This window comes from Moorena sp. SIO1F2 (assembly GCF_010672755.1).
In the GTDB taxonomy this organism is placed as follows: Bacteria; Cyanobacteriota; Cyanobacteriia; order Cyanobacteriales; family Coleofasciculaceae; genus Moorena.
This window is the reverse complement of record NZ_JAAHFV010000202.1, coordinates 1-11554: the sequence shown is the minus strand read 5'-3', so window position 1 is coordinate 11554 and position 11554 is coordinate 1. Positions and strand designations below refer to the sequence as shown.

Genomic DNA, 11554 nt, shown 5'->3' with positions numbered 1-11554 from the left:
AGGGAACAGGGAACAGGGAACAGGGAACAGGTAACAGGGAACAGGGAACAGGGAACAGGGAACAGGGAGCAGGGAACAGGGAACAGGGAACAGGGAACAGGGAACCGAAAAAGTATGGATTTTAAGGCAATAGTTAATACGTCATATAAATAGATAAAAACCTATCACAAATATCTATGATAAATACTATAAATGTATTCATAAAACTTATTTAAAAAATAAGTAATTTTTATTGATGAATTTTTGCTCCATGGGCGACTTATTTTTATGGCTGCTTATTTTTTAAAAACTTAGGTTATTTGACTGGAAGAAGGTCTATTGCCCGATTGCTAACGCTTTGTTTCAAGAAAGAACATTATCCCACTGTCAATCCTTAGCTATAGACCTTAGACATACACAGTTTGGTTAATTGGTCGATTATTAATAGATATTAAGCAATAGAATGCGATGCTCGGTACGAGCCGCTACGCGATGAAGCGAACGCGCCCCGCGTGGCCAAAGGCCTCAGCTTCCGCTAAAAGCGAAGGCAAATCCCTTGGAACAAAACTAACCCTGACTATCAAGTAATCTTGACAAAAACGGAGATAATGCTTTGGTAGTGTTGCAGACTGGAAAACCTGTCCGGCTGTTCAACCCCACCGCAATCTAACCTAAGGTCAAAAAAGAAGAGTTTTATCGTAATTGATGCCAATTCCTGATACTATATCATCGGCTCAGTAATATAATTTAACCGATTAACCCGATATGTGGATTGACAAAAAGTTGATCAATTCCCATCTCTCCATCCTGCAATTTTCCTATCTTCCCATCCCTACTCAACCCAGTTTTACGATCACAGCAAGCAGTCAGCTAATATGCATTTAAATTTCCACCTCAAGTAGCGTGACCTACGGTCAATCGCGACCCTTGTGCAAAAGCCAGTCTACCATCTCCCGATCTCCCAGTCTCCCAATCTCCCCATCTCCCAATCTCCTGATCAGCCCCTATTCACAATTGAAATGTGTGACAGATTATTCTAGGGGTTATGCGATGAAGCTTCGCTTCCGCTAAAAGCGATGAAGCTTTGCTTCCGCTAAAAGCAAACGCATCTAGTCACTTTTCTCCCTGCAACAGAAAATTGCCAATATGAGGATACTGTGAAGCCATTGCCCACTATAATAAAGTCTTGTTAAAAGGCAACTCCTATAAAAATGGCAATTTGAGGCTCAATCCTGATTTAGATATGCAAACCGGGAATATTCCTTTGCTAAACCCAATAGCAAGCCATTATCCTGCCATTGGTTGCTAAATTGAGCAAGAGAAGTAGTTCTGCTAAGACTAAAATCAACTGTAAAATCTATGCCAACTTTTCGTTATATATTAGCTGTGGGTGTGGGGACGGCAATTGCCTTGAGCGGCATGGAATCCGGAGCCTCAGAAGATTTACCATCACTTACTAAGCCTCAGAGTAACTCAGTAGCTACACCTAACCAAGAATCCTTAACAGAAGCAGCCCCAAACCCAGAGGTAGGGAAGCTAGTGGTAGAAGTCATGGATAACACTACCCCAGCTTCCAATCAACCAGAGCAACAGGAGTCTATTCCCTCTGTAGATTCCTCACTCTCAGAAGCAGAATTAGTCCAAGAAGAATTAGTCCAAGAAATTATTGATCAAACCATCCTGCCTACTGACCAGCCAAAGCAGGAGGAGTCGATTCCTGCGGTGGCTGAACTAGCAGCGCCATTCGCCGAAGGCGACGCTTCGCGAACGGAATCCGTAGACGTTGGTGAGGATACGGTGGTTGAATCTGCCACAGGGGAAAACCCTGAATTAATGTCACAAACCTCTGGAAGCTCAGGAACCCCTGGAACCTCTGCGCCAGAGTTTCTTGATCCTGACCCCAATCCTTTATCATTTCCTACCCAAAGCCAGGAAGTCCAGATCGATATCACACAGCCCATTACCCTGCAACAGACCATAGAACTGGCAAAGCGTAATAATCAGGAATTACAGCAAGCGCAACTGACCTTGGAACGTAATCAGTTTGTTCTCCAAGAAGCCTTAAGTGCTTGGTATCCTAATTTGACAACAACTGCAGGAATTAACTATGCCGATAGTGCATCAGGACAGGTATCAGACGAGATAAGAGTCCAGCAAGGATTACTTCCAATCAATGAGCCGTCAGGAACTTTCAATGCAGCCCTAAGGTTAGATTATAACCTATACACTAGTGGGCAACGACCAGCACAAGTCCGGCTAGGGGAGGAACAGGTAAAGTTGCAGCAGCTGGAGGTAGAACGGCTTTCTGAAGAGATCAGACTTCAGGTCACCCTTGCCTATTACAATTTACAAGAGGCTGATGCTCGAGTTGAAATTTCCCAAGCGGCAGTCACTGAGTCTGCTCAGATTTTACGGGATACCGAGTTACTGGAACAAGCTGGCTTAGGCACCCGATTTGAGGTCTTGCAACAGCAGGTTGAGCTAGCCAATGACTCTCAAGGGTTGACCAATGCTCTGAGTGACCAACGTATTGCCCGACGTCAGCTGGCGGAGTTATTAAACTTATCTCAATCCGCAGAAATTACGGCAGCCGATCCCATCGAAATTGCTGGAAGTTGGGATTTATCTCTAGAACAGAGCCTGATCCTGTCTTATAAAAACCGATCTGAGTTGGAACAGCAACTGGTGCAACGAAAGATCAACAAGGAACAGCGCACCATTGCTCTGGCTGCGGTCAGACCCCAGGTGAGTGTATTTGGTCAAATCGACCTATTTGATAACTTCAATGATACTGTTACCATGGGTGATGGTTACTCGGTAGGGGCAACATTGCAGTGGAATTTCTTTGATGGGGGAGCAGCAATGGCTAGAGCCAGGCAGGAAGATATTGATATTGCCTTAGCTGAAAGCAGTTTTGCTGACCAACGGGATGAAATACGCTTTGAGATCGAACAAGCTTATTCTCAATTAAACTCCAATGAAGAGAGTATTGAAACGGCATCCTTTGCCCTAGAAGTAGCAGAAGAGAGCCTCCGGCTAGCTCGGTTAAGATTTCAGGCAGGGGTTGGTACCCAAACCGACGTAATTAACCAGCAAACCGCCCTTACCCGGGCTAGGATTAACCAACTTACTGCAATTCTGGGCTACAACCGCGCTCTGGCCAACTTGCAACGGGCAGTGAGTAATCTACCAGACAGTAAAGTTAGTGATATTCCGTAGTATTCGATCTTAATTGAATTAAGGGGTAAACTAGACTTGTCCCAATTAGGCACTAAGTATTAGATACTAAGTATTAGATCTTAGGTATTAGACACTAGGTATTAGACCCTAGGTATTAGACCCTAGGTATCAGACGTTAAGGACTAACTTCTAATATCCAATAGGATTAACCTTGCCCTAACTCGCAAAACTAAATTGACAGAATACCTGCTCTGCTTTAGAGTTAATGGTTTATGGCAAACTTAGCCATGAACCATTAACCAGGGATGCTTATTTTTTTAACATTCCTTAATAAAATAGAAATACTATCAGAAAATAAGATCAGACTTGGGACAAATCATGGCTAATATCAAATTTGTCAAGGAAGACCAAGAAGTCATTGCTGCCAATGGAGCGAACTTACGAGAGAAAATGCTGCAAAATCGCATAGATCTCTACACGTTTCGGGGCAAGCTGGTCAATTGTGGCGGTTATGGTCAATGTGGTACCTGTATTGTGGAAATTGTGGCAGGCATAGAAAATCTATCCCCTAGAACTGAGGTAGAAAATCGGAAACTCAAGAAAAAGCCTGATACTTACCGATTAGCCTGTCAAGTCTTGGTGAATGGACCGGTGAGTGTGAAAACTAAACCAACCCTTAAGACCAAATCCCCATCTGCTGCCATCTAAGGATAACAAGGGATTTTAAGGGCTAGCTGGCGAGGGATTTTAACCTGAATTCCCCCTCCTTGTATAGATGCTTACATAGGGTTTATAGCATTTATCAATCGTTCTGGGTTTGTTTCCGTAGCGTAGTCCATTCCCGTAGCGTGGCCCAAAGGGCAGGGAGTAGGGAGTAGGGAGTAGGGAATAAAGCTAAGACAATGGAATGTATCTCACCAGGATTTTCAACCCGCTTATCTACCATGAGCCAAATTTCCTCCTGCCAGGCTTATATTTCAATCTTCTATTTCGATTCGCCGAAGGCGACGCTTCGCGAACAGCCGTGTTAATGGTATCCTATAGCTGGTGGGTTAAAAACGATTTAGAGGAACTAATAATCATGCAAGTTAACGATCTAGGGTTTGTTGCCAGCATTTTGTTTGTGCTGGTGCCTGCGGTTTTCCTGCTAATTCTTTATATCCAAACCGCGAGCCGTGAAGGCTCAGGAAACTAGTTAGCTGATCTGGTGATAATCCCCACGCCTGTACCAAACGCGCAAGCATAGCCCCTTAGGCAAAGGTCAGCGTGGGATTCTTTCCAACATGACACTCCAACTCATTTTTTTTATAACGTTGTATGATTTTGTCTAATTGATTAGACGTAAAAAATCTAATTTAATAACGGTGAAGTTCACTTCTCCCGCCACTAAAGTAGGCGGGATTGTAAGTGATGGTTACCGGATTTACGAGTTTCTCTCCCACGACTAAAGTGCGTGGAAGCTACAGTAAGTGGAAGTTGAAGTAATTAGTCATTAACCGTTTGTCATTAAGCGTTTATCATGAACCCTTTTTAAGCAACTTGTAACCTACAAGAGGTTTACTGGCAATACTAATGACTAATGACTAATGGCTAATGGCTAATAACTAACTGCTTACTGCTTCAAGTAGTTGTGCGTGATAACAACACTGGGCAATTGGCCTTGACTCTGACGTAGTCTGATAAAGAATTCCCCAGTAATCGATCTAAATCTACTAAACTCTTAGCGATAGAAGGGCGACGGTCAGGAGAACCGAGAATCAGCAAGTCGATGTTATTGTCCTCTGCTAACTCGCAGATTCCTGGTCCGGGCTTACCGCCACTTAGAACACAACGGTAAGAAACACCAAGCCTTTTGGCTTTTGCTGCTGCTTCTGACAGAACTGGGTCTGCTTCAGCATTGGTCATCACTTGATCAGGTTTGGCTTCGGGGATGACACGAGCAAGATATAGTTGAACATTCTTCATGTCTCGCACTAGGGATAGAGCCAACTCGAAGGAATTTTGAGCAGCATCAGATTTATCCATTGCGACCATAATCCGTCTGATTTGTTTGACGTAGACATCGTCTTTGACCAACAACATCGGGCGGGAGGACAATTGGAACACATATTGGCTAACGGAGTTTTCCAAAATCGCTTCTAGGCGAGTTAGTCCTCTCGAACCCATAATAATCAGGTCGGTTTCTTCTTCGTCTGCCACTTGGGTAACGATATTTTTAGGGTCTCCCTGTTTCAGTCTGGGCGTGATTTTGCTGGGGTCAACCTTTAAAGACTTGACCGCATCTGCTAAAATTTTACCCCCCTCTTCTAACTTAGCTGACATGGCTTCAGCTGTGACTTGAGGAGGCACAACATGTAGAACTGTGACCGATGCCTGTTGTATGGCAGGAATTTCGGCCAACATGTTGAACATTTCTTCACACAGTCCCCGACCAGCTACAGATATTAAAATTTTTCTTATCATTGGGCAATTATTGGTGAGTTACTAACTTATGCTTGGTTACTGACTATTGAGATTAAAAATTGAGTTGCAAAATTGAGTTGCAAAATTTAACAATTAACCATTCAAAATGTTTGGTAAATTGTCTGGCACTTACTTGAAACTCAACTCAATGGTATTAAGCTGTGATACATCTAATTGGCACAGCCCGACTCATGATTTTCTGTTAATTGTTAACCACCAACAGTTAACGAACAGAAATCAATTTTAGATATGCCAGTTAAATTCCCAGCAACCCGTGACCTCAGATAGTTGTCCGGTAGGGGTTGAGGGTTGGACTTTCCCTGGTATATACTCACCAGGATACTGATAATAGGGCTAGAAAATTTTGAAAATTTATTAACGGCGGTGAGAAGACAGCACTCCTTGATGAGTCATGACTCTCACGCCTAGCTTCAGTATTAGCTTCAGATCTATTAAGCTAGGTAAGTAGCTTGGAGACCCGAAAGTCGTCAGAGGTGTTAGGGCAACAGGGTGTATAGCGCGTTGTCTTCGTGATACCTAACCCACCGGAACCATGGTAAAAATAAGCGATACGCCGTCATCGCCCGGTGGGGAGGAGTAAACCTAGTCTTCGTCTTCTTCTTCCTGTGTTGGATAAACAAAGCTAGAACGCCCACTCAGGACTGCTTTACCGAGAGAGAGGGCTTTTTGTGCTTCCAGATGCGCTTTGCGCTTCCAGTTAGCTTTACGTTTATCCCGTTTTGATTTTGAGGTTTTCTTCTTAGGAACAGCCATAAGTGTAAATTATTTAAATTGTTAGACAGCTTTTCTATCTTATTTCATTGTCTTGTATCTCGGTCTTCTATCTGGTTGTTGGCTGGTGGTGGCTCAGGAGCCTGGTTGTTGGCTGGTGGTGGCTCAGGAGCCTGGTTGTTGGCTGGTGGTGGCTCAGGAGCCTGGTTGTTTGCTGGCGGTGACTCAGGAGCCTGGTTGTTGGCTGGTGGTGGCTCAGGAGCCTGGTTGTTGGCTGGTGGTGGCTCAGGAGCCTGGTTGTTGGCTGGTTCCAGGGACTGTGGCTGACTTTGAGGGGAAAAATCAGGTTCCTCAACTCGCAGTAGGAACTGGGTATTGGGAAAGTAAGTTGCCCAATACTTGGCATCCGGTCGTCTTTTCCAGGATGGACGGCTGACTTCTAACAACAAGACTGGGGCGATTTCTCCTTGATTTTGTCCTAGAATAGTAATCGCTACCTTTGTAGTCAATATGTCACTATCGAAGCTGCGTTGAGCTGCTGCTCTAGCAACTACTTCAGCACGCCGCATAAAGCCTTGGTAAGTTTCGTCAGGCTCACGATTGAGGGTAACATTAATACGAGCTGTCTTGGCTTCCGCGCTTTGGGGAACAATGGCAACTGTAGTCAGCCAACTAACCCCTACTAAGCCGGGCAATACCAATAGCCGGATTAATTTGGACAACATACTATTATATCCTCTGATTACGCCAAAAAAGGAAAAGATTCATGATGAAGGAAAATCTTGACAGAAACTAGATTTACAAAAACTACTTCAAGAGCCTTGAAAGGTGGACTAGGTTCGATAGTGTTATAATTAATTAATTAATAAAGTTAAGCCGTTAGGTTAAGCTTAACAGGGTTGGATTAGAATTTAAGTGTAAGGGTAAACTACAGCAATAGTAATAAAATTAGGCATATATAGGCATAAAATCTACTAGTTTCAGCCACTAGGGTATGGGGTAAATGGCAAATTACGCTGGTATAGCAATTGGCATCAACCGCTATCAGTTCTTACAACCTCTAAACTATGGTCAAGCAGACGCTCAAAGACTACAAGGGTTTTTTGTAGACCAAGCTCATCTGCAACCCACTGAGTTTCTTTTATTAACTGATACTTCACCACCGATTGATGATTTTTTAACCTACCCCAACCGAGAAAATATTTTAAGATGCCTCGACAGGATTCGCCAGAGTCCAGGTTCTCCAGAAAGTTGGCGTTGGTTCTTGTTCAGTGGCTGTGGGGTCAGTTGGGATAAAGTTGACTACCTCATGCCGATTGATGGCAATCCAGATGATATTCCAGGAACAGGTATACCAATAGAATGCCTGTTTTCTTCTCTCAAGACTATGGGGGGCAATAAAATCCTGGTATTGTTAGACATAAACCGCTCACCGGGAATGCCATCTGGTGAACCAGTTGGTGCTGAAACAGTGGAATTAGCCTACAAAATGGATATTTCCCTGATACTTTCTAGTCAACTCAACCAGTTTTCTCACGAAGCGGCGGCTCTAGGGAATGGCTTATTCACCTCAGCACTTCTAGAAGCACTGGGTTACTATCATACTGAGATTACCCTTGAAAATCTTGACGAGTATCTCAGGGAGCGGCTACCGGAGTTGAGCCAACACCATTGGCGACCAGTTCAGATTCCTCTGACGGTAATTCCTTTACAGGAGTATCGACAACAACAAATTTGGCCTGAAGGGGCAAGCTCACCACCAGAAAATCAATGGGCTAACCCAAGCACTGACTCAGAAGCTACCAAGGTAGTTCTTTCTAAAGATGAGAAGAATCTTGAGAGTGAATTTGCCAAAAAACCTTTATCGGTGGTAAAGCTTAATCAAAATAGGTCTTTACCCACTAACACTGATAGCTCAAAGCAGGAGTCATCTAACTCAGTAGCTTTAGTTTCTTATTCAGACAGCCAGCCTCAAACTGATACAGAAGAGTTATCGTCATGGCGAGAATGGTTGTTTTGGGGTAGTGGTATAGCTTTGTTGTTAGGACTAGTGAGCTTAACTGTTGTCCGTAACCAGGAAGGCTTGATTAGTCAGCAGGTAATACAAAACAGGAACAATACCACATTAACTACCAAATTACCAGAGACTACCAAGGTCAGTAACTCCCCAGTAACATTACCTGCAGGGTCAACATCCCAGGCAACTCCAGCTCCCTTGCCAAATTCCAAGAGTAAATCCCTGGAAACTAAAGCACAGAAATCGCGGGAACCGAGTGGGATTAAGGCGAATCAAGCAGCTTTGGACGAGGCAAGACAGTTAGTTGAACCGAAGCAGGCATCTGTGTATAGTGATGCGATCGCAATTGCCCGTCAGGTGAAACCTGGGGATCCTCTTTATGATCAGACACAACAATATATCACTAGTTGGAGTCATTCAATTCTGGCTCTAGCCAACAAACGGGCAAAAAAAAGTGATTTTGAAGGAGCGATAGCAGCTGCCCAACTAGTTCCTAAAGATAACCCTTCTGTTTATGCTTTGGCTAACAATGCTATTAAACAGTGGCAGATTCTATCCCAACAGAAGTCGCAGAATCAACAGATTATCCAAACAGCCATCAAACAAGTGCAACGTAATCAAGCATCTAGTTATAATCGTGCGATCGCAACCCTCCGTAAGATTCCACCGGGTCAACCTAAGTATGCCACAGCACAAGCGTTAATTGCTCAAGCTAGCGATAAGATTTATCTGATTGCTAAGTCCCGTGCATCGCGAGGCAAGTTTCTTTCAGCGATTAACACAGCAAAATTAGTCCCAAAAGATACCCCTTACTATGAGGCGGCCCAAGAAGCGATCGCTAGATGGCAGCAAGGTAGACCTTGATAGTCATTTGGGTTGAAGGTTTAAGGTTGGTTGAAGGTTTAAGGTTGGTTGAAGGTTTAAGGTTGGTTGAAGGTTTAAGGTTGGTTGAAGGTTACAGGTTGAAGGTTACAGGTTGAAGGTTACAGGTTGAAGGTTACAGGTTGAACGCGCACGGGTGGCCGAAAGGCCAAGGTTGTTCGCCTTTGGCGTTCCCGTAGGGTAGGTTGAAGGTTACAGCTTGCCAGTTATAGGTTGCCAATTATACATCCGGCTTTGAGTTGTTAAGGCTCTAATGTTCAACCTACCCTACACCGGACCCCTAGGGCGAACAACCTAATCACCTTCAACCAACTAACCTTCAACCTAATCACCTTCAACCTTCAACCTTCAACCTTCAACCTTCAACCTTCAACCTTCAACCTTCAACCTTCAACCTTCAACCTTCAACCTTCAACCTTCAACCTTGGCCTATTGGCCACGCGTGCGCGTTCAACCTTCAACCAACTAACCTTATAACTGTAAAAAGTTACTTTCTGGTATAATCTTAAATAACTAAGCCAGAGCGGAGGGCACGGACAGCTGCTTGGGTACGGTCATCTGCACAGAGTTTATTCAAGATATTTCGGACATGAGTTTTGACAGTTCCCACAGTGATATATAACCTTTCGGCAATCACAGCATTGCTGCAACCTTCTACAATCAACTGCAAAACCTCTAATTCCCTTTCCGTTAAAGGATAAGCTTCAATCATTTGATTGTATTCATTGGGAGCAGCATGGATAGCTATCGTTTCACTAGCTTCAGTAGGCTGAGTGTCTTTGCTTGGTTTGATCTGCTCAAGTACAATCCTGGCAATGGCTGGATCAATCCAAGCATTACCTTCATAGGTCACTTTCAGAGCTTCTAGCAATTGATCAAAGGTGATATTTTTCATGCAGTAAGAGTCGGCACCAGCGGCGAAAGCGGCTAGTACGGCTTCTTCATCATCCTGCAAGGTCAGTACCATAATTTTGGTGGGAAAATCATCCTGTTTAGAATCATCCTGTTTTGCTTGAAACTCTTTGAATTGTCTAGTTAATTCAGTTCCATCCATGTCAGGAAGACCAATATCGACAATCCCGATATCTGGTCTAGATTCCGCGAGTAACTTTAGTCCTTCAGTGGCATTGGCCGCTTCGCCCACCAATTCAATTTCACCACTTTGTTGGAGGGCTGTTCGCAGACCCATCCGAGTCAGATCATGGTCTTCAATGAGAGCCACACGAATTTTACCCATCATTAACGTCTAGGGGGGTGAGATTTATAGTTTATTGATTTTTAGAGTAAATTTGTAAAGTTTTGGTAAAAATCATCATGATCTCCACCTATTGGTAGTTGTAGATATTTATGACTTTGGGATAGAGTTTCCAAAAGACCATCTCTTGGCAACGATCACTTAAAGTGAGCTGGAATGAAAGCATTTGTCAAAAACGATTACGCTATCAGATATAAAGTTATTGAGAATTTACAGGAGGTGCGACCCGTGGCGAATTTAATTCGCCAAGTAAGAGCGCACCTATGGGTAGTTACTTATTATAATCTTTACACTCTATGAGTATAAGGGGTTAGTCGTGCCAAAACTAATTGTCATAGGGGTTGGCAGGATTTCCCATTCCAACGGTTAGAGGAGATTCTCAACAGGATTGACATCCGATCGGCTTATTGAGTAACTAAGGTAGTCTCACCAGAACGAAATGACCAATTCCGATAAATCCTACTCTTTATGCTCATCTGCGGATCGTCCCATGCTCCCTCATCCAACAGCAGGATACAATAGGGAGTAAAACCCCCTAAAAAATCTATCTAAGGGAGTTTGTTTCTCAGGAAATACCACTGGAAAATTAGCATGGGTTCATTCCCTAGATGGGTGAGATTACTAATCAAGGGAGTTTTTATACAAGTATACTCATACCTAGTCGATTCTCATCGATTTGGCAAATGTTTCGGTGATACTACACAACCGTGGGATGTCCTGTACCTAGTCAGATCGGTATTTTTACTGAAGCTCTCCTACTAGTACCGAGGTAAGGTAGAAGCCTACAATCTAAAGCGACGTGGAGAGATTGTAAAGTCCGTAAGGTTGACTAAATTTGAGCAATACTTCAACTTAAACAATAGAGTCTGCTCAATATAATTCCTTAGCCTCCTCAGGTGTCGGTTGTCAGTCAAGCCAGCAAAAAACTTTCTAATATCCAAAAATTTATGATATCCGAAGTCAGTTTATACTTTAAAATACAAATTGGTTTCATGGAGAAGGTTTCCATGAACCGAAATTCGGCTAATAGAAAATTTCGGTTCATG

Annotated in this window: 9 protein-coding genes; 4 read left to right on the top strand and 5 right to left on the bottom strand. The window is 43.5% G+C overall.

Features of this window, described 5'->3' with window-relative positions; translation table 11 throughout:
- Positions 1-1338: 1338 nt before the first annotated feature.
- Positions 1339-3198: a TolC family protein gene (locus tag F6J94_RS21390; RefSeq protein ID WP_293043975.1), complete on the top strand. Its 1860-nt coding sequence runs from the start codon at positions 1339-1341 to the stop codon at positions 3196-3198.
- Positions 3199-3537: 339 nt separating this feature from the next.
- On the top strand, positions 3538-3867 hold the full coding sequence (locus tag F6J94_RS21385; protein ID WP_293043973.1) for a 2Fe-2S iron-sulfur cluster-binding protein: 330 nt from the start codon (positions 3538-3540) through the stop codon (positions 3865-3867).
- Between the two features lie 94 nt (positions 3868-3961).
- Here F6J94_RS21385 and F6J94_RS21380 read toward each other — a convergent pair whose 3' ends face one another.
- Complete coding sequence (locus tag F6J94_RS21380; protein ID WP_293043971.1) at positions 3962-4105, bottom strand: hypothetical protein; 144 nt, start codon at positions 4103-4105, stop codon at positions 3962-3964.
- Positions 4106-4240: 135 nt separating this feature from the next.
- On the opposite strand from F6J94_RS21380, the gene psbM reads away from it, so the two are divergent.
- Entirely contained in the window at positions 4241-4354 is a 114-nt protein-coding gene (psbM, locus tag F6J94_RS21375) for a photosystem II reaction center protein PsbM (RefSeq protein ID WP_044495836.1), read from the top strand.
- Between the two features lie 425 nt (positions 4355-4779).
- Here the strand turns inward: psbM and F6J94_RS21370 are convergent, their stop codons facing one another.
- The 3 genes from F6J94_RS21370 to F6J94_RS21360 form a co-directional block, all read right to left on the bottom strand.
- Positions 4780-5622, bottom strand: a complete 843-nt coding sequence (locus F6J94_RS21370; protein ID WP_293043969.1) for a universal stress protein — start codon at positions 5620-5622, stop codon at positions 4780-4782.
- Between the two features lie 603 nt (positions 5623-6225).
- Positions 6226-6396, bottom strand: coding sequence for a 50S ribosomal protein L32 (gene rpmF / locus F6J94_RS21365; RefSeq protein WP_293027472.1), 171 nt, complete (start codon positions 6394-6396; stop codon positions 6226-6228).
- A 44-nt stretch (positions 6397-6440) separates the two neighbouring features.
- A complete protein-coding gene (locus F6J94_RS21360) occupies positions 6441-7079 on the bottom strand; it encodes a hypothetical protein (RefSeq protein ID WP_293043967.1) in 639 nt (212 codons plus the stop codon).
- A 278-nt stretch (positions 7080-7357) separates the two neighbouring features.
- Here F6J94_RS21360 and F6J94_RS21355 point away from each other — a divergent pair, with 278 nt between their 5' ends.
- Positions 7358-9235, top strand: coding sequence for a caspase family protein (locus F6J94_RS21355; RefSeq protein ID WP_293043965.1), 1878 nt, complete (start codon positions 7358-7360; stop codon positions 9233-9235).
- Positions 9236-9758: 523 nt separating this feature from the next.
- Here the strand turns inward: F6J94_RS21355 and F6J94_RS21350 are convergent.
- A complete protein-coding gene (locus F6J94_RS21350) occupies positions 9759-10490 on the bottom strand; it encodes a response regulator transcription factor (RefSeq protein ID WP_293027507.1) in 732 nt (243 codons plus the stop codon).
- Positions 10491-11554 lie beyond the last annotated feature (1064 nt).